Genomic DNA, 23,706 nt, shown 5'->3' with positions numbered 1-23,706 from the left:
ATAATGGATACTCTTCTTCAACAGTTAATTAATGGTTTAACAGTAGGAAGTCTGTATGCATTAGTAGCATTAGGTTATACAATGGTTTACGGTGTGATGAAGTTAATCAACTTCGCACACGGTGACCTTGTTGCCTTTTCTGCTTATGTAGGACTTACTTTGTTTACACAGTTTTATGGTTCAAATGCATTGACGTTAGTGAATATTGTTATAGTATTTACTTTAACAGCAATCGTTGTGGCTTTTGTAGGTGTTCTTCTTGAGCGTCTAGCCTATAGACCTTTAAGAACGGCACCAAGATTAAGTGCAGTTGTTTCTGCTCTTGGTGCATCACTTGTAATACAAAATGCAATAATGTTAATTTGGGGACCAAATATGGAAATATTCCCAGCAAATGTATTCCCTGCTACTTCATGGAATTTTGGTGGAGTTATAATTTCATTTACTCAATTGGTAATCTTAGCATTATCAGGTGTGTTAATGGTTGCACTTTATCTTTTCATCAATAAAACAAAAATGGGAACAGCCATTAGAGCAACTGCTATAGATCAAGATGCTGCAAAGCTTATGGGTATCAATGTTAATAGAGTAATTATGACTATTTTTATAATAGGGTCTATGTTAGGTGCTATTGGTGGTTTATTTATTGGGCTTTACTATAGAGGTTTGACATTTGACATGGGATGGCTTTATGGTTTAAATGCATTTATTGCAGCAATTATTGGTGGTATTGGGAGTATTCCAGGAGCTATGCTTGGTGGATTATTACTTGGATTATTTAATGCACTAATATCAGGATATATTTCAACAGAATGGGCAGAGACATTTACATTTATTTTATTAATTATAATTTTAATTGTAAAACCAACTGGACTTCTTGGTGAAAACACAGCGGAGAAAGTATAATGAATAGAACTACAATTATTGCTACTTTATTTTTAGTAGTTATGGCAGTTTTCCCATTTTTAGTTGATTCTGCTTGGTTAAGTATTGGTATTACATTTTTAGTATTTGCCGTTGTTGCCTTCTCTCAAGATATTATTCTTGGTCGTGCTGGTGTATTTAATATGGGACATGCAATTTTCTTTGGGATGGGTGCATATACAACAGCTATTTTAAATGTACATTTTGGGCTTGAAATTATTGAAACTATTCCTTTTGCAATTTTAGTTCCAGTTGTTTTTTCAGTTTTACTTGCTGGTCCAATTATCCATTTAAGAGGTGATTATTTACTTGTTGCAACTATTGGATTTAATATCATATTTGAACAAGTATTATCTAATGATGTATTTGGGTTAACTGGTGGTCCTAATGGTATTTTTGGAATTGATTTCTTTAGGGTTTTTGGATATGAAATAACTAGTGATACGGGTGTTTATTATATCGCCTTTGCTTTATTAATTGTTACTTTATTAATAATTAGAAATCTAGATACATCAAGATATGGAAGAGCTTTATATTATATAAACAAAAATGAAATTGCAGCAAAATCTATGGGAATAAATATCTCATATTATAAACTTTTTGCTTTTGCTTTAGGTGCTGCTATTGCAGGTGCTGCTGGATGTGTTTTTGCTATTCAGTATTCAGCTGTAAGTCCTGAATCATTTAACTTTATGCAATCAGTTATGTTCTTTGCAATCGTTTTAGTTGGTGGATCTGCTTCACTTCCTGGAATTATTATTGGAACATTTGTTATGTTTGTATTACCTGAACTATTTACAGAGTTTAAAGAATCAAGATACTTAATTTTTGGTGCCGCTATGGTTCTTACTATGATTTTAAGACCAAATGGTGTATGGCCTGCAACTTTTGGAAATATTCCAAATTTTCTTAAAAAGAAAGCTAGGGAGGCAAAATAATGAAATATGTATTAGAAATAGAAAATGTTTCAAAGTTTTTCCATGGATTAGTTGCAATTGATGATTTAACTATTAAAGTAAAGCCTGGTCAAATATATGGAATTATTGGTCCTAATGGTGCTGGTAAAACTACACTTTTTAACTGTGTAACAGGTATCTATACTCCTGAGCAAGGAAGTATAAAATATAAAGGTGAGAATATTACAGGAATGGAGCCACATAAAATTGCCCAAAGGGGAGTTTTAAGAACATTCCAAAATATTAGACTTTTTAAAGAGATGAGTGTTGCAGAGAATATTATTGCGGGATGTCATACAAAATCAAAACAAAAATGGTATCACGCTATTGTTCATACACCTTTTTATCGAACAGATGAAAAGAAACAATGGGAAAAAGTTGGAGAACTTATGGACTTTTTTGGTTTAACAAAATATGCTAAAACTCCTGCGGGAGATTTATCTTATGGAAATCAAAGAAAAATTGAAATGGCAAGAGCACTTGCGGCTGAACCTGAGCTTTTAATCTTAGATGAACCAGCAGCCGGACTTAATGAAAATGAGACCATAGAACTTACTAACATAATTTTGAAAATAAAAGAAATGGGTCTTGGAATTATGATGATTGAACATGATATGGATATGGTTATGAAGTTAACTGATTATATCACTGTTATCAACTTTGGAAAAGAGATTTCACAAGGTCTTCCATCATTCGTACAAGATGATCCAAAAGTTATTGAAGCTTATATTGGAACAGATGATGATGAGGAGGATGAATAATGGTAAATAATGAAATATTACTAGAAGTTAGAGATCTTCATGTGTCATATGGAGCAATATCTGCTATTAAAGGTATAGATTTAAAAGTATTAAAAGGGGAAGTTGTAACAATTCTTGGTGCTAATGGTGCTGGTAAAACTACAACTTTAAGAACAATTTCTGGACTTTTGAAACCAAAATCAGGGAATATTATTTTTGATAAAAATGATATTACAAAATGTGAAGCACATGATATTGTATCACTTGGTATGTCTCACTCACCAGAAGGAAGAAGAGTTTTTGGAACATTAACTGTTGAAGAAAATCTTATGATGGGTGCATATACATTAAAAGGACATGATAAAGAGACTTTGGATTGGATTTATGATATTTTACCAAGACTTAAAGAAAGAAAAAAACAGCTTGCTGGAACTTTAAGTGGTGGCGAGCAACAGATGCTTGCAATTGGTAGAGCAATTATGAGTAAACCCAAACTTTTAATTTTGGATGAACCTTCATTAGGTTTAGCACCAATTTTAATTAAAGCGATTTTTAAAGCTATAAAAGAGATTGCCTTAAATGGTGTTACAGTTTTATTAGTTGAACAAAATGCAAAAGCAGCTCTTAAATTAGCAGATAGAGCATATGTACTAGAAGTTGGGAAAATCACACACGAAGGTACAGCGGAAGAACTATTAAATTCTAAGACTATACAAGAAGCTTACTTGGGTAAAAAGCATTAATATGCGACATAAACGTAGATTGCAATCAAAAGTACAAGATTTACATAAAGGCCAGGGAATCCTTAATTAAAGTAGCAAGTTAGTAGTTGAGCACAATTAATAATGTGCTCAAAACTACTCAAAATTAATTAAAAAACAATAAATTTTAAGGACAATAAATGAAAAATGAAACAGAAATTGTAGAATCAGCAGTTAAACTAGCTGAAAAATGGCAAAATAGAGCAACAGAACTTGTTAGCGATTGGGATAGAGAATTTTATGTAAAAATGAATAAAATGCTTGATCATCCAAAAGATAAAGCTCTTTTAATAGAATTAATGGATCAATGTTTTAGATGTGATTCAAATGCAAGAGTCGCTGATCAAATTATTTTCTTATTAGAAAAGCATGGGATGGCTCACTTTTTTACAACAAAAGATAAGACACTTTTATGGTTATTCCAAAATTTTGGAAAATTTTTACCAAACTTATCTGTTCCTATGTTTGTAAATCAAATAAGAGAAGATACTAAGACAGTAGTTATTAAAGGAGAAGAAGAGCCTTTTAATAAACACTTAATTATGAGAAAAGAAGAGGGTACTAGAGTCAATATTAACCTTATTGGTGAAGTTGTTCTTGGTGAAGAAGAAGCAAGTGAGAGAATGGAAAAATATTTAAAAGCTTTATCTAATCCAAATATTGACTATATTTCTATTAAGATATCAACTATTTATTCTCAAATCAGTCCTTTGAATTTTGAGCACACAGTTGAAGTGCTTGTTGAAAAATTAACTAAAATATATGAACAAGCAATTAAGTATCCTTACATAGCTCCAGATGGAACTAAATCAAATAAATTTATAAATCTTGATATGGAAGAGTATAGGGATTTAGCTATTACAGTTGAAGTATTCAAAAGAACATTGGATAAACCACAGTTTAAAGATTTTTATGCTGGTATTGTATTACAAGCATATATTCCTGATTCATTTTTGGTACAAAAAGACTTATTAGCTTGGGCTAAAAAAAGAGTAGAAAATGGTGGTTCTCCTATGAAGTTTAGACTTGTAAAAGGTGCTAATATGGAGATGGAAGAAACTGAAGCAAGCCAAAAACACTGGGAAATGGTAACTTATACAGATAAAAGTGATACAGATTCAAATTATAAAAGAATGGCTAGATTTGCATTACAACCAGATAATGCTCCATTTATGCATATAGGAACTGCTTCTCATAACTTATTTGAATTAGCATTTGCTACAACATTAGCTCAAGAAAATAAAACAAGCGAATATCATACTTTAGAGATGTTAGAAGGTATGAGTGAAGCTGCAAGATTAGCAATTAGAGAAATTTCTAAATCTGTTATTTTATATGCACCAACTGCTGCAAAAGAACAATTCACAAATGCAATTGCATATTTAGTGAGAAGACTTGATGAAAATACAGGTCCAAATAACTTTATTAGATACTCTTTTGGTCTTACAGTTGGTTCAAAAGATTGGAATATGCAAAAAGAATTATTTTTAAAATCTTTTGAAAATGAAAAAACTTCATTTGTAGGTGCTCATAGAACACAAAATAGACTTACAGAAAAATGGGATGATTTTTCACACTCATCATATGATACAAAAGAGTATCATGCTGAAGCTGATACAGATTTCGTATTAGCAGCTAATCAAGAGTGGGCTAGAAATATTATTAAAAAATGGCAATTTTCTAAAGATACAGAACACAAAATTACTCCAATAGTTGTTGGGGGAGTTGATATTTCAGAAGATAGAAAAGTAGTAGATGCAATTGATAAATCTCAAATTAAAGATGGTGTTTTAGCAGGTAAATTTGCAAATGCAAATGCTGATGATCTTAAAAAAGCTGTAGAAGTTGCAAAGGCTGACAAAGATGGTTGGAGAAGTTTAACTCATGAACAAAGACATGCTGCACTTAAACTTGTAGCTATAAAGGTGAGAGAGAGAAGAGATGATTTAATCGGTGTTGCTGCTGCTGAAGTTGGTAAAGTATTTACTGAAACAGATGTTGAAGTTTCTGAAGCGGTTGATTTCTTAGAATTTTATCCATATAGTACACATTATTTTGAAAAATATCAAAACTTAGAGTTTTCAGGAAAAGGTGTAGGTGTTGTAATTCCACCATGGAATTTCCCAGTTGCTATTCCTTTAGGTGGAGTTGCTTCATCTTTAGCTGCTGGAAATACAGTTATTATTAAACCAGCATCAGCTGCAGCATTAACAGCATATGAGATGTGTAAATGTTTTTGGGATGCTGGTATTTCTAAAAATGTTCTTCAATTTGTTCCTTGTCCAGGTGCACTTGCAGGTGAGCATTTAATTGCTAATAAAGATGTTGATTTTGTTATTTTAACAGGTGGTGAAGATACAGCTGCTGCTATGTTAAAAACTAGACCTGATTTATTATTGACTGCTGAAACTGGTGGTAAAGATGCAACAATTGTAACAAATATGGCTGATAGAGAACAAGCTGTTAAAAATGTTTGTCAAAGTGCATTTGCAAACTCAGGTCAAAAATGTTCTGCAACATCACTTTTAGTATTAGAAGAAGAAGTTTATAATGATGAGTCATTTAAAAAAGCTTTAATTGATACTGCTAAGTCTATGAGTGTTGGTTCTGTTTGGGATTTAAAAAATAGAATTGGAACTTTAGCAAATCCTGTATCTGGAAATCTTAAAAAAGCAATTAGTGAATTAGAAGGTAAAGAAGAGTGGTTGGTTGCTCCTGAATATGCAGAGGGTAATGAGTATATGTTAAAACCAGCAATTAAATGGGGCGTAGAGGAGGGTAACTTTATTCATATGAATGAGTTATTTGGACCAGTTCTTGCCGTTGTTAAAGCAAAAGATTTAGCACATGCTGTAAAAATTGTAAATGATACAGGTTATGGATTGACTTCTGGTATTGAATCTCTTGATGAAAGAGAAGTTTCTTATTGGAAAGCAAATCTTAAAGCTGGTAACCTTTATGTAAATAGAGGAACAACTGGTGCGATTGTTCTGCGACAACCATTTGGTGGTATGGGTAAATCTGCAATTGGAGCAGGAAGAAAAGTTGGTATTTTCAACTATGTTACTCAATTTGTTAATTTTACTGAAAAATCAAATCCAACTGTTAGTAAAAAATACAACTCTGATTTAGTTAAATTTATTGAATCTTGTAAATCAAAAGGTGAAAATAAAGAAGAGTTCGAAAAATTAGCAGTTGCTGTTCAATCATATTATGAAAACTATGAAAATGAATTTAGTAAAGCAAAAGATTATTGTGAAGTAAGAGGTGAAGATAATCACTTTAGATATTTACCATTGGATAAAATTGTGATTAGAGTAAGCTCTGATGATACAATTTTTGAAGTAGTATCTAGAATCTTAGGAGCAAGAATTTCAAATGTAAGCTTTACTGTTTCAATTAATGGCAATGATACTATTAAAGATTTCTTAGCTAAATCTGCTATTCTATTAGGAACAAATAAAGTTGTTGAAGAAGATGATAAATCTTTTGCAAATACAATAAAAGATTATCAAAGAGTTATTTACTCAAATATTAGTAAAGTTCCTTCTTCAATTTTTGAAGCTGCATCAAAATCTCTTACATATATAGTAAGACAAGCTCCAATGATGGAAGGAAGACTAGAACTTCTTAACTATTTCATTGAGCAATCAATCTCTCACTCTTTCCATAGATATGGAAATATTGGTGCAAGAGGTTTAAAATAAGAAGGAATTTTCCTTCTTATTGCCACTTTTAATTTTAACCCCACTTTTATACATTTCGTGATGTTAAAGCCCTAAAAAATATAATAGGAATTATATATGGAAACTTGGTTTATAGTATTAGTAGTTTTTGGTTTAGGTATATTTATGTGGTATGTCCATGATAAATATGTTCAAAGAACACATCAAATTTTAGTTAATTATCCAATTGTTGGCCGTTTGAGATTTGTTTTCCAAGAGTTTAGAGAACCTTTTAGACAATATTTTGGTGATGAAAAATTTTATGAATCAATGGATAAACTAGATTGGGTATATAGTGCTTCAAGGGATAAAGTCAATTTTGCATCTTTTTCACCTTCTCAGCCATTACCTAAACCAAAATTTATGTTAAGACACACGAACATTGTATTAAATGAAGATGAAATTGATAATGAGTTTTCAGTTACATTTGGTGAAAATAGAGAAAAACCCTTTGTGGCAAATTCGATTTTAGGTCGTGGGCCGATGAGTGATGGGTCTATTTCTCCTGAGGGGACTAGAGCTTTTGTTTATGGAGCAAAAGATGGTGATTTTCCAATAAATTCAGGTGAGGGTGGATTGACTTCAAACTTTTTCGTAACACATTATAATTATGATACAAAGTATATGAAAGAAGTTACTGGTAATGCTTTACAGCATAAGATTTTTAGATTATCGAAAATCTTATTCAATGAACCAGTAGCTATTGATTTTTATAGAAGAGGTCTATTTAAAAAGGACTTAGAAGCAGATACTTATGTTTTTAATAAAGATAAAGAGTGTTTTTTTAGACCTAATTGGGAGGCACCTATTGAAGCTTTCCCAAATGAAGTACCTGAAGATATGCCAGATATTATTTTACAAATAAGTTCAGGTTTATATGGTGTTAGATCAAGAGATGGAAAGTTTGATAAAGAGCGTTATAAAAAACAAATGAGTTTTTGTAAAATGACTGAGATAAAAATTGCTCAAGGTGCTAAACAAACAGGTGGTAAATTAATCGCTGAAAAAGTAACTCCTTCAATTGCTTATTATAGGAATATTGAAGCACACAAAGATGCTTTTTCTCCTAATAGATTTCCTTATGCTAATACTACTGAAGAGTTATTTGATTTTATAGGTGAACTACAAGAAGCATCAAAAAAACCAGTAGGAATAAAAATAGTTATTTCTGATTATGACAATATAGTTCCAATTGCAAAAGAGATAAAAAGAAGAGAAGAGTTAGGTTTACCTTATCCTGATTATATCTCTATTGATGGTGGAAGTGGAGGTAGTGCTACTGCACCATTAGATATGATGGAAAGAATTGGTATGGATATTAGAGATGCTTTATACTTAGTTGATAAAGTTTTAAAAGATTATGAAGTTAGAGACAAAGTTAAATTATCAGCAAGTGGTAAAATCTTGACTCCGGATGATGTAATAATTACACTTTGTTTAGGTGCTGATTTTGTACAAATTGCTCGTGGTTTTATGATGAGTGCAGGGTGTATTCGTGCAAGATATTGTTCAGGTGCTGGAGAACATCAATGTCCTGTTGGATTAGCAACACAAGACATTAAAAAAAGAAAGCATTATTTTGTAAAAAAACATGCTAGTAATGTTAAAAACTATCATAAAAATATTTTAAAAAGTATGAAAAGTTTACTTGCAGTAATGGGATTGAAAAATGTCAATCAACTAAATAAAGATAAATTAATTTTCTTAGATAAAGATTCAATTATTCATGATGATATGGATGCTTTATTTGAGAGAAGAATATTAATCAAAAAATAAGAAGGAAATTTTTATGTTTGGACTAAAAAATCTAAAAATTGGTTCTAAAGTTCTAATTGCACCAAGTATTGCTTTACTATTTTTATTAACATTAGCAATATTTGCAAATAACTCTTTAACTTCAAATAAAAATACATTAAAAGAAATTGTTGAAGTTAAATTTGAACTTTATCAAACAAGTAGTAAGTTTTTGGCTGATATTGAGTTATATAATGGAATTTTATACAAAGTTTTTAATTATGTAACTGGTGCATATGATGAACCAGAAATTAATGCAGAAATAAAAAAACTAAATGATATTAGAAAAGTAGTTGATGAAGATTATAAAAAACTATTAAAATCAGTTGTACATGATGAAAAAATAAAAAAATTAATTAAAGACATTGATGTTAATTTAAAAGATTATAATGGACAAATTACTGATGCAATGAATGATGTTATGAATATTTACTTAGATAAAATTTTAGAGAGTGATATTCCTTTTACTAAAATTTCTAAAGATTTAAATAGTATCAATGAATTTGCATATAAACAAAATAATTTAAGTTATGAATTGGCTTTAAAGAAGATAGAAAAGACTAGATATACTCTATATACACTTGTTGCTGTGGTTATAAGTTTATTATTTTTTATTATTATTGGAGTTACTAATTCAATTAAAAAGCCTCTTGTTATATTTCAAGATGGATTATTAGATTTTTTCCAGTATCTAAACCAAGAAAAAAGTGATGCAAAAGAGATTCAATTAAATTCTTCTGATGAGTTAGGAACTATGGCTAAGATTATAAATAATAGTATTACAAAAACAAAAATTACTATTGAAAAAGATAGAGTATTAGTTGATAGTGCAATTCATTGTGCAAATGAGGCAAAAAAAGGTATTTTAGATGTATCTATTAGTGGAGATACTCCAAACCCTACTTTACATGAGTTAAAAGAAGTTATTAACCAAATGCTTTTTGTAGTAAAAGAGAATATTCAAAATGCAATGAATGTATTATCTTCTTATACAAATTATGATTATAGAGCTAAAATAGATACAACTCATATGGAAGGTGATTTAAAAGCACTTTGTGATGATATAAATAATTTAGGGCTTGCAATAACGACTATGTTAATTGAAAATAAAAAGATGGGAGTAGATTTATCAACAAATGCACATAAATTGTCAAAAGGTGTAGATAGCTTAACTATTTCAGCAAATAACCAAGCTGCATCATTAGAAGAATCTGCTGCTGCAATTGAAGAGATAACATCAAATATGAAAAATAGTTCAAATAATATAGTACAAATGAACACTTATGCAAATGAAGTTTCTGATTCAGTAACACAAGGAGAAGAATTAGCTTCAAGAACAGCTTCTTCTATGGATAAAATAAATGAACAAACTCAATCAATAGCAGAAGCAATTACAATAATTGATCAAATAGCATTTCAAACAAATATCTTAAGTCTTAATGCAGCAGTTGAAGCAGCAACTGCTGGTGAAGCGGGGAAAGGCTTTGCTGTAGTTGCGCAAGAGGTTAGAAATTTAGCTTCAAGAAGCGCTGAAGCAGCACATGAAATAAAAGAGTTGGTTGAAAATGCAACAGAAAAAACAAATGAAGGTAAAAAAATATCAACTGATATGATAAATGGATATGAAAGATTAAATAAAAATATTCATAATACCTTATCTCTTATTTCAGAAGTTTCGAATGCTTCAAAAGAACAATTTAGTGCGATGGAACAAATTAATAGTACGATTAACAAATTAGATCAAGTAACTCAACAAAATGCAGTTGTTGCATCTGAGGCTAATCATGTAGCTAATGAAGTAAATAAAATAGCAGAGAAAGTTGTAGAAAATACAAATAAAAAAGAATTTCACGAAGAAATTTGATATTTGTATTTAGGATATTGAAGGTTAAAATATAAAAAATAAATTTATTTTTTATATTTTAATATAAGAACTTGCTCATAAAGCATATTTCCAAAGCCTTCAGGAAGTTCGGGATTTTCTTTTTCAATATGTTCTATTAACTCTTTTATATCGACATCTTTCATATTTGCAGCAAGAGGCATGATTGTTTCACTTATTTTTTGTCTAAATTGGCTTATTTCTTCTGTTGTCATTTTTTATCTTTATTTTAAATTATATTCAAATTATAGTAACTTTTTCTAAAATTGTAGTTAATTTTTATATATTTTATCGATGAATATTAAATATATAAATAAATATAAATTATGATATAATCGCGAAAAAAGTTTAGGATAAAAAAAATTGATTGAATTAAGTAAAAAAATTTCAAGTGTAGTTGGACGAACAAATGCGGAGTATGGTTTAATAAAAGAAGGTGATAGAGTTTTAGTTGGATTTTCAGGTGGAAAAGACTCTACTACATTAATTCATGCATTAAATCATATAAAAAGAGTTACACCATTTGATTTTGAATTTAAAGCAGTTACTGTAACTTATGGTATGGGAGAACAAGTTGAGTTCTTGTCAAAACATTGTGCCAAGCATGGAATAGAACATGAGATTATTGATACAGAAATTTTTGAATTATCAAAAGAAAAAATAAGAAAAAACTCTTCTTTTTGTTCATTTTTCTCAAGAATGAGAAGAGGGTATTTATACTCAACTGCACAAGAACAAGGATATAATAAATTGGCTTTAGGACATCACTTAGATGATGCAATGGAATCATTTTTTATGAATTTCTTATATAATGGAGCTTTGAGATCTATGCCTCCTAGATATAAAGCTGAGAATGGACTAGAAGTAATAAGACCTCTTATTTTTTGTAGAGAGAGACAATTAAGAGCTTTTGCAACAACAAATGAAATAAGTGTAATAGGTGATGAAGCTTGTCCTGCTATGAGATTTGATATTAAAATGCCACATGCAAGAGCTGCAACAAAAGAATTATTGGAAAAAATGGAAGAAGAAAATCCTCAAATGTTTGTTTCTATGAAAGCAGCATTTAAAAACATCCAAACTTCAACTTTTTTTGATAAAGAGTTATTAGATTAAATATATTTATTAATCAACATATTTAATCTTGCAGAATCCAATGCTCCTGATACTCTTTCCATCTCTTTTCCTGCTTTATAAATAATTAAAGTAGGAATTGAGCGTATTTGATACTTAGAGCCTAATTTTTGTTCAACTTCTGTATTTACTTTTGCAAACTTTGCTTTTAAAGGGTATTTACTACTAACTTCTTCAAATGTTGGTGCAAACATTTTACAAGGTCCACACCAAGGTGCCCAAAAATCTACAACTACAGGAATATCAGAATTTACAATTTGTAAATCAAAGTTTGAGTCATTTAAATCAAGTGGTTTTGTATTTAGAAGTGATTCTTTGCATTTACCACAATTAGCTACTTTATAACTATCTTTTTTGGGAATAGAATTTACACTATTACAAAAAGAACAAACTACTTTTATCTTATCCATTATTTTATGCTTTTATATTTATTATTGATGCAAAAATCTCATTTTGCACTTTTATACTAGTAGCATTTGCTTGATATGCTATAGGAATAGGTATTTGTTCTGTAATAGATTTTATTAAATCAGGAGTAACTTCTTGTGTAACTTCTTCATTGCTTGACTTTGCATTAGTTCTTGGATTTGCAATATTTTTAGCAGAATCATTAAGTTTAAGTTCTTCTACTTTCATTGCCCCAAGATTGCTATTTATTTCCATAATGTGTCCTTTCGAAGGATATTCTTAATTTTATCTAAATTTTCTAATAAATAGCAAATATAATTTTTACTTGGTTTAATAATTATTTTAATATAATAGAAATAATGAAAAAACGTATTTTTGACTCAGTTAGTTTTAAATTGGTATTATTGTTAATAACTATAATAATGATGCTCGTAATGGCTAGTTTTATATTCAACTCACAAATTGAAAACCTAAAAAAACAAATAGATAAAATATATTTTGGCAACTTTATTCCTGTTACAAATCTTCAAAACATATCTTCAAGTTACAAAGATATGATTATCTGTCTTCAAAATAGAGAAAAACTTTGTTCAATCAAAAAAAGTCAAAGAATAATTCAATCAAATTGGAATGCATATTTTAAAGCTTATAAAACTATACAAGAGAGAAAAGTTGTTGATTCTATAGATGAAGATATAAAAGTTTCATTTATGGATAAGAATAACATGAAATATACAATTATGATTCAAAAAATAAATTTTTTAATTGAATATGAAATAAATAATGCTAGAAAACAAAGAAAAGAGTTTTTAAATAGATATGAGAATATGAAAAAACTACTTTTTTATAATATCATTGCTTTAGTTATTTTCTCTTTTGCTATTTTTATTTATTTAACATATAGTATTATAAAAAAAGATAACCATCTAACAATATTGAACAAAAAATATAAAATAGAATCTATAACAGATTCAATGACATTGTTATATAATAGAGGATATTTTGATACAATATTTGATAGTATTCCAGTTGTATCAAATTCAAATAAATGGCAAACTGCTTTTATAATGTTTGATATTGATTTTTTCAAACAGTATAATGATACTTATGGTCATGATATGGGAGATAAAACCCTAAAAGCTGTTGCAAATGAATTGAAAAAATACTTTAACAAAGAGTATGAGTATGTTTTTAGGTTAGGTGGAGAAGAGTTTGGTGCTATATTATTTGATGTTGACAAAGAAATTTTAGAAAATTGTTTAAGTGCAATTTTAAAACTAGTTGAGTTTTTAAAAATTGAACACAAAGAGAGTAAAGCAAATAAATATGTAACAGTATCTATTGGAGCTGTTATTTATGAACCAGGTTCAAATATATCTACAAATAGATTGTATAAACTTGCTGATGAAAAGTTATATAAGTCTAAACAAAATGGTAGAAACCAATATACAATATAAAGGAAAATTTTGGGTTTTTTATTTAATAAATATAATCATTTTAATCTAGCTAATTTAGCTACATTTTTTAATATAGGTGCTGGTATATTAGCAATATATTTTATAACACATGGACAGTTTTTTGGTGCGGCGCTTTTTGCTTGGATTGCAGGAGCATTTGATATCGTTGATGGAAAAATCGCAAGAAAATATAACTTATCAACAGAGTTTGGAATACAGTTAGATTCTTATGCTGATTTTTTATCTTTTGTTATTGTGCCTAGTATGTTTATTTATTTTGCGATAATTGATGGTAAAGAATTAGAGTTAAATACAATACTTGTATTATTTACTTTTATATATTACATTATTTCAGGACTTAGAAGATTGATAAAATTTAATATCGATGCACAAGAAGGTCAAGTAGAAAAATATTTTACAGGTATTCCTACACCCCTTGGTGCTATTTTACTTTTTGTTGTGTATCTTATTTGGTTAACAGGAATTTTACCTGAAACTATAGTTTTAATATCTATGATTATTATAGGTTATTTACTTAATTCAAAAATTAAAATTCCACATCCTTAATGAGAAATATTGTATCCGTAGATTTGGGTTCTAATTCTTTTAGAACCTTACTTTATGATGGTTTAAATCATAAAATCATAGATGAATATCAAGAAGTTGTAGGTATGGCTGATGGATTGATTGATACTAGAAAAATTTCAATTGAAGCTCAAAATAGAGTAATAGCAGCTGTTAAAAGATCGATTGAAAAGCTAAAATTTAATCCAAAAGATGCAATTTGTGTAACAACTGCAGCTATGCGAATAGCAGATAATTCTAAAGAAGTATTAAAAAGATTTAAAGATGAATGTGGTCTTGAATTTAAAATAATAAATGGTGATGAAGAAGCAAGATTGACTCTTCTAGCTGTTAAATATGCTTTAAAAAGAGAAAAAAAAGAGTCTGAACATTTTGCTTTAATTGATATTGGTGGTGGTTCTACAGAGTTAATTGTTAATAATGGGAACGAATACTTTGCAAAAAGTTTTGATATTGGAATTGTAACTTTATCTCAAAAGTATAAAAATAATCAAAATAAATTATTAATAGAATTAGATGGAAGAAAAAAAGAGATTTCTCTTTTTATAAAAAGTTTAAATATCAACTTAGATAAGTTTAATTTTGTGGCAACTGCTGGAACACCTACAACTATTGCTGCAGTAAAATTGGGACTTAATTTTAATAATTATGATAGAAATCTTATAAATGGAACCCAATTATCACTTGAAGAAATAGAAGATTTTTTATATAAATTTAGAACATTATCAAAAGAAGAAATATTTGATTTAGTAGGTGGTGGAAGAATCGATTTTATTGAGTCTGGAGTATTTATTTTTAAACTGTTTTATACTATTTTGAATAAAGACAAGTCAATAGTTTTTGACGATGGTTTAAGAGAAGGTGTAGCAATAGATCATGCTTTAAAATTATCCAATTAATTTTGAAGTTTGTTCTTGAATAATATGTGCTTGTGATGCTGCTAAATTTCCTAATTGGCTCATTATATTTGTTTTTGAAAAATTATTAAAATCAGAGCCAAAACTCAAATCTTTTAATTTACTATTTTCTTTTAGTAAATTTATTTGTTCATTTAATGTCCCTCTTGCCACTTGTTTCATCTCATTATTCATTTTTGAAAAATTTTCTGTAAATGCTTCACTTTTACTTAATGCTGTATCTAGATTTTCCAAGGCACTATTTACATCTTCACTTGAAGATAAAGAATTAGACTGCAAACTATTAACTAGTGTTTGAGATATTTCTTTTGTATTTACGCCAGTTATCTTAAAATCTTTTTCTGCTGTAACTACATTTATTATTTCATCACCATATTGGTCATCTAAAAGTAGTTTTTTATTAAATCTTGCTTTTTCTGCTTCTTGATTATAACTATTTAATTGATTTGAAATCTCTTCTGCTGTTTCAAATCTTTTATTTTCATAATCTCCACTACTATCTAGTTTTACTAAAGCATTTCCGATATTTTTTAAGTTGTCTTGTTGTTTTGAGAGGGAGTTCATAGAAATTTGAGTAATTGCGATACCTTCATTTAAATTTCTAAGTGAATGAGATAATTCATCTCTTTTTTTATTGTAAACTTCATGGATAGAGACTTTTAATGCATCTTCATTATCAACTGCATTAACTGAACCATTAAACCGTGCTTTATCAACATATTGTTTAGGTATATTGTTTACGCCAACATTACTTACATTAGTAAGATTATTTACATCCACTTTTAGACTCCTTAGATTATTGTAAATTATATTAGAAAAATAATAAATTTGCCATTAAATACAAAAGTGCTAGAAAGTGCGCTTTAAAGATGTATTAAACTAAATTTTTGTAGAATAAATACCTATTTTACAACGGAGAAAATTATAATGAAAATGACAGGCGCAAAAATGGTAACAGAATCATTAAAAAATGAAGGGGTAGAAGTTGTATTCGGTTACCCTGGCGGCGCTATTATGAATGTCTACGATGAAATTTACAAACAAACACATTTTGAACATATATTGACTAGACATGAACAGGCAGCTATTCACGCAGCTGAAGGATATGCAAAAGCAACAGGAAAAGTAGGTGTTTCTATAGTTACTTCTGGACCTGGGTTTACAAATGCAGTTACAGGATTAGCTGATGCTTATATGGATTCTATTCCTTTAGTTGTAATTACAGGACAAGTACCAACAACAATCATTGGTACTGATGGTTTTCAAGAAATTGACGCAGTTGGAATCTCTAGACCTTGTACTAAACATAACTATTTAGTTAATAAACTTGAAGATTTACCAAGAATTATTAAAGAAGCATTTCATATAGCTAGTACTGGAAGGCCAGGGCCAGTTCATGTTGATATTCCAAAAGATATTACAGCTGAAGTTGGGGACTTCTTATATCCAGCAGAGGTTAATTTACCAACTTATAAACCAACAGTTAATTACAATAAAAAGCAACTAAAAAGAGCAATGCAAGCTATTGCAAAAGCTAAAAAACCATTGCTTTATATTGGTGGTGGAGCCATTTTATCAAATTGTGCATATGAGATAAGGGAATTAGCAGAAAAACTAAATATCCCTGCTGTTGAAACTCTTATGGCAAGAGGAGTTATGGGACATACAAATCCATTACTACTTGGTATGTTAGGAATGCATGGAGAATATGCAGCTAATATGGCAGCACATGAAACAGATTTGCTTATTTCTTTAGGTGCAAGATTTGACGATAGAGTTACTGGAAGACTTGATGAATTTGCTAAAAAAGCAAAAGTTATTCATGTGGACATTGATCCAGCTTCTATTGCAAAACTTGTACATACAAACTTTCCAATAGTTGGAGATTTAAAAGTTACTGTTCAAGGAATGATTGATTCAATAGGGGAATTCGAATTTAATGATTATACTAATTGGGTAGCCCTATTACAAGATTATAGAGTTCAACATCCCTTAGCATTTAAAGACTCTGATGTAAAAATTAAACCACAATGGCCAATAGTAAGAGTTGGTGAACTTGTTGGAGATAGAGCAATTATCTCAACTGATGTTGGACAACATCAAATGTGGTCAGCTCAATTTTATCCATTCTCTTATCCTAGACAATGGAATACTTCAGGTGGATTAGGAACTATGGGATTTGGATTACCAGGTGCTATGGGTGTTGCAAAAGCAAGACCTGATAAAGTTTCTATAAATTTTACAGGTGATGGTTCTATTTTGATGAATATTCAAGAACTTATGACTTGTGTTGAACAAAAACTTCCAGTTATTAATATTATTTTAAATAATAATTATCTTGGAATGGTAAGACAATGGCAAACAATGTTTTATGAAAATAGATTATCTGAAACTGATTTAAGTGCACAACCTGATTTCGTAAAACTTGTTGAAGCTTTTGGTGGAATAGGGTATAGAGTTACTACTAAAAAAGAGTTTGATGAAGCATTAAAAGATGCAATGAAGAAAAAAGTAGTTGCAATGATAGAAGTTATAGTTGATAGAAATGAAGAGGTTTTACCAATGGTTCCAAATGGACATGCACTAAATGAAATGATGCTTTTAGGAGATAACAATGAATAATTTTAATCACTACTATGATTCAGAAAATGCAAGAAAAGTTATCTCTGTAATTGTTTTAAATGAAAATAATGTTTTATCTAGAATCGCAGGTCTTTTTTCTGCAAGAGGATATAATATTGACTCTTTAACCGTTGCCCCTATTAGTGATTCAGAATACTCAAGAATGACAATTGTGACAACAGGTGATAGAAGAGTGATTGACCAAATTGTTAAGCAATTGAATAAATTAATTCCTGTTTTAAGAGTAAATGAGCATTTTGATGTTGTAGAAAAAGAGACAGTTCTTGTAAAAATACCAGTTGATCAAAATTTAAGTGATGTAGATGTACTCGCTCGTGCTTATAATGGTTCAATTCAAAATGTAACTCAAGATTGTATTATTATCTCTGCAACAGATGAACCAAGCAGAATTGCAAACTTTGTAAAAGTTATCAAAAACTACAACCCAATAGAAATAGTTAAAAGTGGTGTAGTTGCAATGGAACGATAAGAGTTTTCTCTTTTCGTTTTTTGAATAAAGGATAATGATTTGAAATTAAAAGATATAGCAGTAGCATTAGATATAAAATGCAACAGCGACATAGAGATAAGTGGATTAAATACATTACTTGATTCAACTTCAGAAGAACTAACATTTTTAGAAAATAATAAATATGCAAATGATTTAGAAAAAACTACAGCAGCAGCTGTTTTAGTTAAAAAAGATTTTATCTCAAGAGTTCCTACAAATACTGTTGCTCTTGTATGTGATGAACCTTATGTTAAGCTAGCTCTTGCTTCAAAACTATTTGCACCTAAAGTTGTAGAAAGTGATGGGAAAGATTGTATTGTAGGTGAAAATACTACAATAATGCCAAATGTATATTTAGGTAAAGGCTCTAGTATTGGTATAGGTTGTACTATTATGACTGGTGCTTATATTGGAGATAATGTTACTATTGGAAATAATACTATTATTTATCCAAATGTTTCTGTATATAGAGATTGTAATATAGGCAATGATTGTATAGTCCACGCAGGAACTGTAATAGGTAGTGATGGTTTTGGTTTTGCCCAAAGTAAAGGTAAATATATAAAAATTTATCAAAATGGTAATGTTGAAATTGGAAATGATGTTGAAATTGGTGCAAATACTTCTATTGATAGAGCTGCTTTTAAATCAACAATTATAAGTGATGGGGTAAGAATTGATAATTTAGTACATATTGCTCATAACTGTAAACTGGGAGTTGGATGTATATTAACAGGACAAGTTGGGTTATCAGGAACAACAACATTAAATGAATATGTTATTATGGGTGGACAAAGTGCAACGGCAGGACATTTAGAAGTTGCACCTTTTACTACAATTGCTGCTCGTGGTGGAGTTACAAAAAGTATAAAAGAACCAAAAAAACAATGGGCAGGGTTCCCTTTGTTTGAACATAAAACTTGGCTTAAAGTACAAGCTAAAATTTCTAAATTATTATAATAAAGGGTCTCAAATAGTTAAGAAAATATTATCTTTAATATCACTATTTTTAATAGTATATTTTGAGTATGCAACAATTGTATCTGATAAGGTTACTGTTGGAAAAGTAGGCTCTATTTTCGCTTCATATTCTCATCTATATTTTGGTTATTTATCTTATGTTTATTTATTCTTGATTTTATATCCTATATATAAAATTAATTTTAAACATGAACCAACAAAAGAATACTTGAAGTATTTTGGAATATTTATTTTTCTTTTATCTGCACTTATTTTTCAATCTTTAGTTTTCACAAAAGCAGATAGACTCTCAGGTTTAATCGGTGATGGGATTATTGATGTATTATTCCCTTTTATTGGTTTTGCAGGTTTATGGCTATTAGTTCTAATAGGCTTTTTGATTACATTTTTAATATTTATAGATGGAAAAGAGATTAAAACAGTCAATGTACAAAAAATAGCTTCAAATATAAAAAAAGATGTAGTCTTATTTCAACCCAAAACTAATGATTCTAGAAGAGAAAAAAGAAGAGAAAAAATAACAGTTAAAGAAGTAGGTGATACAGCTGAAATTTTAATTATTGAAGAAGATAATAAAGAAGATAAAAAATCTAAAAATGATAATGTTGAAAATATAACAGAACCACAAGTTAATGAGAATATAGAAGAAAAACACTCTATAATGGTTGATGAATTAGAAGAAAATAAAAAATTACAAGATGAAATAGAAGTTGGAGAATCAGAAAAACCAAAGGACTTTAAACTTCCAAGTAGTAACTTCTTTCAAACACCTCCTAAAATTTCAACTTCAAAAATTAATGAAGAGATAATTGATAGAAAAATTGCTGATTTATTAGAAAAACTTTTGATGTTCAAAATTGAGGGTGATGTCGTTAGAACTTATACAGGTCCTGTGGTTACAACTTTTGAGTTTAAACCTGCACCCCATGTAAAAGTATCAAAAGTATTAAATCTTCAAGATGATTTAGCAATGGCTCTTAAAGCTGAAACTATAAGAATCCAAGCTCCAATTCCTGGAAAAGATGTAATTGGAATAGAAGTTCCAAATGAAAACATGCATGTAATTTATTTAAAAGAGTTATTGGATAGCGAAATATTTAATAAAGCAACTTCTCCCTTAACTATGATTTTAGGGAAAGATATAGTTGGTAAACCTTTTATTACAGATTTAAAGAAACTTCCTCATTTACTTATTGCTGGAACTACAGGTTCTGGAAAATCAGTTGGATTAAATGCAATGATTCTTTCACTTTTATATAAAAATTCACCTGATAACTTGAAATTAATTATGATAGATCCAAAAATGTTAGAGTTTTCTATTTATAATGATATTCCTCATTTATTAACTCCTGTTATAACAAAACCAAAAGAGGCAATTACCGCTTTATCTAATATGGTTTTAGAGATGGAAAGACGATATACATTAATGTCTCAAACAAAAACTAAAAATATCGAAAACTATAATGAAAAATCAAAAAAAGAAATATTTGATCCTTTACCATATATTGTAGTTATTATTGATGAGTTAGCTGACCTTATGATGACAAGTGGAAAAGATGTTGAGCTTTCTATTGCAAGACTTGCACAAATGGCAAGAGCTAGTGGAATTCACTTGATTGTTGCAACCCAAAGACCATCTGTAGATGTTGTAACGGGTTTAATTAAAGCAAACCTACCAAGTAGGATTTCATACAAAGTAGGGCAAAAAGTAGATTCTAAAATCATACTTGATGCAATGGGTGCAGAGTCTTTACTAGGACGAGGAGATATGTTATTTACTCCTCCTGGAAGTTCAGGGCTTGTAAGACTTCATGCTCCATGGTCAAAAGAAGATGAAATAGAAAAAGTTGTTGATTTCTTAAAATCACAAAGAGAAGTTGAATATGATATGAACTTTGTAAAAGATAAAGATGGAAATGGAACTGCAATTTCAAGTGGTGATATGTCATCTTTAGATGAACTTTATGAAGATGCAAAACAAGTTGTATTAACAGATAAAAAAACTTCTATTTCATATATACAAAGAAAACTAAGAATTGGTTACAACAGAGCAGCTACAATTGTAGAACAACTTGAAATGACAGGTGTCTTATCAGAAGTTAATGCAAAAGGTAATCGTGAGATATTACTTTAATTATTAAATAATAATTGAAATTTATTATTATTTTAATAATCATTGTGTTATTATATTAATTATATTAAGACTAAGGAGTATGTTATGAATACAAGTATTGTAGGAAGACACATAGAATTAACAGATGCGATAAAAGACTATGTAAATAGTTCAGTAGAAATTTTTAAAAAGTATAACTTAGATATTATTTCAGTTAATTCTATTATTGATAAAGAAGAGAGAAATAGTAAACCTGTATTCGTTTTCGAATTTACAATCAATGTAGCACATTTAGATACAATTGTTGTAAAACAAAAAGATAAAGATTTATATTCTGCGGTTGATATTGCAGTTGATAGAGTTTCAAAAGTATTAAGAAGACATCATGATAAAGTAAGTACTCACAAAGCTACTAAACTTTCTGAAGTTGTTTCTACAGAAATTGAAGATGCAATTGCAAATGAATTAGATAGACTTGAAGCTGAAATAGTTCCAGTTAGATTAACTTCATACAAACCAATTGATATTGAAGAAGCATTAATTGATCTAAAATCATCTGGTTCTGCATTTAAAGTTTTCTATGATAAAGATGATAATATGAGAGTATTATACAAAACAAGTGATGAAGGAAAATTTGGTTTATACTAAAATTTTTTAAAGAATTATTAAAAAAGGGTGTTAGTCTTGAGGCTAACGCCCTTTTTTTTGTTATAATACAAAATTGAAAAAATTAGGAAATAGATGCAAGTAATTAATAATAAAGATGAATTGAAAAAAATAGCATTAGTGGGACAACCAAATGTTGGTAAAAGTTCACTATTTAACAGAATAGCCAAACAAAGAATAGCCATAGTATCAGATCAAGCAGGAACAACAAGAGATATTCGAAAACATGAAGTAGAAATATTTGATAAAAAAGCATTGATGTTAGATACAGGCGGTATTGATGAGACAAATGATGCAATCTTTTCAACAGTAAAAAGAAAAGCTGTTGAGACTGCAAAAGAGGCTGATATAATACTTTTTATGGTAGATGGTAAAAAGCTTCCAGATGAAAAAGATAAAGAATTATTTTATGAGCTTCAAGCTTTAGGAAAGAAATTAGCTTTAGTTGTAAATAAAATTGATAATGACAAAGAGAAAGAAAGACTTTGGGACTTTTTTGAGTTTGGTATTAAGGATGAAAATCTTTTTGGAATATCTGTTTCTCATAATAGAGGAACAAAAGATTTATTTGATTGGATTTATAATGTTTTACCTGAATTACCGGAGAGTGAAGTAATTATAAATAGAGAAATTTTAGATGAAGATGATTCTGAATATGAAGAAGGTGAATATCCTTTAGAAGAAGAGATAGTTGAAGAAGAAGTAGATGATAATAATATTAAAGTAGCAATTATTGGTAGAGTTAATGTTGGTAAATCATCTATACTTAATGCTTTAATTGGTCAAGAAAGATCAGTTGTTTCTCCAATAGCAGGAACAACAATAGATCCTGTAGATGAATCATTTGAATATAAAGATAAGAATATTACTTTTGTTGATACCGCAGGTTTACGAAGAAGAGGAAGTATTGAAGGGATAGAAAAGTTTGCTTTAATGAGAACTAAAGAAATGCTACAAAAAGCAAATTTAGCTTTAGTTGTTTTAGATGCTTCTTCTGAATTAGTTGATTTAGATGAAAAAATTGCTGGGTTGGTTGATGAATATGGATTAGGAACAATAATTGTTTTAAATAAATGGGATGAAAATATGGATACATTCCAAAAAATACAAGAAACAATTAGAAGTAAATTTAAATTTCTATATTATGCACCAATAATTGCAGTATCTGCAAAAACAGGTAGAAGTATTGATAAATTAAAAGATAAATTAATTGAAATTTATGAAAATTATAGTCAAAGAATATCTACATCTGAATTAAATAGAATTATAGAATATGCACTAATTAGACATGCTCTTCCAAGTCCAAATGGTGCATATTTAAGAATATATTATACAACTCAATTTGAGACTAAACCTCCAAGAATTGCGCTTATTATGAATAAACCAAATTTATTACACTTTTCATATAAAAGATATTTGATCAATATTTTAAGAGAGCAATTAAATTTTGAGGGAACACCTATTCATATTTTAACTCGAAAAAAAGGTCAAAGAGAAGAAGACGAAGAGACAAATTAATAAACAAAGGAA

At 29.0% G+C, this 23,706-nt stretch carries 21 protein-coding genes; 17 read left to right on the top strand and 4 right to left on the bottom strand.

The window, feature by feature from the left end; all coding sequences use genetic code 11:
- Positions 1-3: 3 nt before the first annotated feature.
- From ACNI3D_RS09405 to ACNI3D_RS09375, 7 genes are all read left to right on the top strand, one after another.
- Complete coding sequence (locus ACNI3D_RS09405; protein ID WP_129099350.1) at positions 4-906, top strand: branched-chain amino acid ABC transporter permease; 903 nt, start codon at positions 4-6, stop codon at positions 904-906.
- Complete coding sequence (locus tag ACNI3D_RS09400) at positions 906-1,862, top strand: branched-chain amino acid ABC transporter permease (protein WP_129099349.1); 957 nt, start codon at positions 906-908, stop codon at positions 1,860-1,862. The genes ACNI3D_RS09405 and ACNI3D_RS09400 overlap by 1 nt, the downstream gene beginning before the upstream one ends.
- Entirely contained in the window at positions 1,862-2,641 is a 780-nt protein-coding gene (locus ACNI3D_RS09395) for an ABC transporter ATP-binding protein (RefSeq protein WP_129099348.1), read from the top strand. Before ACNI3D_RS09400 ends, ACNI3D_RS09395 begins: the two co-directional genes overlap by 1 nt.
- On the top strand, positions 2,641-3,363 hold the full coding sequence (locus tag ACNI3D_RS09390; RefSeq protein ID WP_129099347.1) for an ABC transporter ATP-binding protein: 723 nt from the start codon (positions 2,641-2,643) through the stop codon (positions 3,361-3,363). The genes ACNI3D_RS09395 and ACNI3D_RS09390 overlap by 1 nt, the downstream gene beginning before the upstream one ends.
- Positions 3,364-3,521: 158 nt before the next feature.
- A complete protein-coding gene (locus tag ACNI3D_RS09385) occupies positions 3,522-7,088 on the top strand; it encodes a proline dehydrogenase family protein (protein WP_419766803.1) in 3,567 nt (1,188 codons plus the stop codon).
- Between the two features lie 96 nt (positions 7,089-7,184).
- Positions 7,185-8,882 carry an FMN-binding glutamate synthase family protein gene (locus ACNI3D_RS09380; RefSeq protein ID WP_129099345.1) on the top strand — a complete coding sequence of 566 codons (1,698 nt, stop codon included), beginning with the start codon at positions 7,185-7,187 and terminating at the stop codon, positions 8,880-8,882.
- 13 nt (positions 8,883-8,895) lie between these two features.
- A complete protein-coding gene (locus ACNI3D_RS09375; RefSeq protein WP_375723838.1) occupies positions 8,896-10,764 on the top strand; it encodes a methyl-accepting chemotaxis protein in 1,869 nt (622 codons plus the stop codon).
- Between the two features lie 44 nt (positions 10,765-10,808).
- Here the strand turns inward: ACNI3D_RS09375 and ACNI3D_RS09370 are convergent, their stop codons facing one another.
- Positions 10,809-10,997, bottom strand: coding sequence for a hypothetical protein (locus tag ACNI3D_RS09370; RefSeq protein ID WP_129099343.1), 189 nt, complete (start codon positions 10,995-10,997; stop codon positions 10,809-10,811).
- 148 nt (positions 10,998-11,145) lie between these two features.
- On the opposite strand from ACNI3D_RS09370, the gene ACNI3D_RS09365 reads away from it, so the two are divergent.
- A complete protein-coding gene (locus ACNI3D_RS09365) occupies positions 11,146-11,898 on the top strand; it encodes a tRNA 2-thiocytidine biosynthesis TtcA family protein (RefSeq protein ID WP_129099342.1) in 753 nt (250 codons plus the stop codon).
- Here ACNI3D_RS09365 and trxC read toward each other — a convergent pair.
- Together trxC and ACNI3D_RS09355 are read right to left on the bottom strand one after the other, a co-directional pair.
- A complete protein-coding gene (trxC, locus tag ACNI3D_RS09360; RefSeq protein WP_258238585.1) occupies positions 11,895-12,326 on the bottom strand; it encodes a thioredoxin TrxC in 432 nt (143 codons plus the stop codon). The two genes, ACNI3D_RS09365 and trxC, sit on opposite strands and share 4 nt — an antisense overlap.
- 4 nt (positions 12,327-12,330) lie before the next feature.
- Positions 12,331-12,579: a hypothetical protein gene (locus tag ACNI3D_RS09355; RefSeq protein ID WP_129099341.1), complete on the bottom strand. Its 249-nt coding sequence runs from the start codon at positions 12,577-12,579 to the stop codon at positions 12,331-12,333.
- 104 nt (positions 12,580-12,683) lie between these two features.
- Between ACNI3D_RS09355 and ACNI3D_RS09350 the strand changes: the two genes are divergently transcribed.
- From ACNI3D_RS09350 to ACNI3D_RS09340, 3 genes are read left to right on the top strand one after another with little or no spacing between them, the layout of a single operon-like run.
- Complete coding sequence (locus ACNI3D_RS09350; RefSeq protein WP_129099340.1) at positions 12,684-13,781, top strand: diguanylate cyclase domain-containing protein; 1,098 nt, start codon at positions 12,684-12,686, stop codon at positions 13,779-13,781.
- Positions 13,782-13,790: 9 nt separating this feature from the next.
- Positions 13,791-14,348: a CDP-alcohol phosphatidyltransferase family protein gene (locus tag ACNI3D_RS09345; RefSeq protein ID WP_129099339.1), complete on the top strand. Its 558-nt coding sequence runs from the start codon at positions 13,791-13,793 to the stop codon at positions 14,346-14,348.
- Positions 14,348-15,265 (top strand): Ppx/GppA phosphatase family protein, encoded by a 918-nt coding sequence (locus ACNI3D_RS09340; protein WP_419766802.1) that lies wholly within the window; start codon positions 14,348-14,350, stop codon positions 15,263-15,265. The genes ACNI3D_RS09345 and ACNI3D_RS09340 overlap by 1 nt, the downstream gene beginning before the upstream one ends.
- Here the strand turns inward: ACNI3D_RS09340 and ACNI3D_RS09335 are convergent.
- Positions 15,254-16,063, bottom strand: a complete 810-nt coding sequence (locus ACNI3D_RS09335; protein ID WP_129099337.1) for a flagellin family protein — start codon at positions 16,061-16,063, stop codon at positions 15,254-15,256. The genes ACNI3D_RS09340 and ACNI3D_RS09335 overlap by 12 nt on opposite strands.
- A gap of 147 nt (positions 16,064-16,210) precedes the next feature.
- Between ACNI3D_RS09335 and ACNI3D_RS09330 the strand changes: the two genes are divergently transcribed.
- From ACNI3D_RS09330 to der, 6 genes are all read left to right on the top strand, one after another.
- Positions 16,211-17,905 (top strand): acetolactate synthase large subunit, encoded by a 1,695-nt coding sequence (locus ACNI3D_RS09330; RefSeq protein WP_129099336.1) that lies wholly within the window; start codon positions 16,211-16,213, stop codon positions 17,903-17,905.
- Positions 17,898-18,395: an acetolactate synthase small subunit gene (ilvN, locus tag ACNI3D_RS09325; RefSeq protein ID WP_013135582.1), complete on the top strand. Its 498-nt coding sequence runs from the start codon at positions 17,898-17,900 to the stop codon at positions 18,393-18,395. Before ACNI3D_RS09330 ends, ilvN begins: the two co-directional genes overlap by 8 nt.
- 39 nt (positions 18,396-18,434) lie before the next feature.
- Positions 18,435-19,376 (top strand): UDP-3-O-(3-hydroxymyristoyl)glucosamine N-acyltransferase, encoded by a 942-nt coding sequence (lpxD, locus tag ACNI3D_RS09320; RefSeq protein ID WP_419766801.1) that lies wholly within the window; start codon positions 18,435-18,437, stop codon positions 19,374-19,376.
- Positions 19,330-21,531: an FtsK/SpoIIIE family DNA translocase gene (locus ACNI3D_RS09315; RefSeq protein WP_419768988.1), complete on the top strand. Its 2,202-nt coding sequence runs from the start codon at positions 19,330-19,332 to the stop codon at positions 21,529-21,531. Before lpxD ends, ACNI3D_RS09315 begins: the two co-directional genes overlap by 47 nt.
- Before the next feature lie 84 nt (positions 21,532-21,615).
- Positions 21,616-22,158 carry a ribosome hibernation-promoting factor, HPF/YfiA family gene (gene hpf, locus ACNI3D_RS09310; RefSeq protein ID WP_129099334.1) on the top strand — a complete coding sequence of 181 codons (543 nt, stop codon included), beginning with the start codon at positions 21,616-21,618 and terminating at the stop codon, positions 22,156-22,158.
- Positions 22,159-22,251: 93 nt separating this feature from the next.
- Positions 22,252-23,694 (top strand): ribosome biogenesis GTPase Der, encoded by a 1,443-nt coding sequence (der, locus tag ACNI3D_RS09305; protein WP_129099333.1) that lies wholly within the window; start codon positions 22,252-22,254, stop codon positions 23,692-23,694.
- The last annotated feature ends 12 nt before the right edge of the window (positions 23,695-23,706 follow it).

Source organism: Arcobacter siniprincipis (SeqCode) (genome assembly GCF_048571125.1).
Classification (GTDB): domain Bacteria; phylum Campylobacterota; class Campylobacteria; order Campylobacterales; family Arcobacteraceae; genus Arcobacter; species Arcobacter siniprincipis.
Note: the sequence above shows the minus strand (reverse complement) of the source record. Positions and strands in the feature narration are given on the sequence as shown.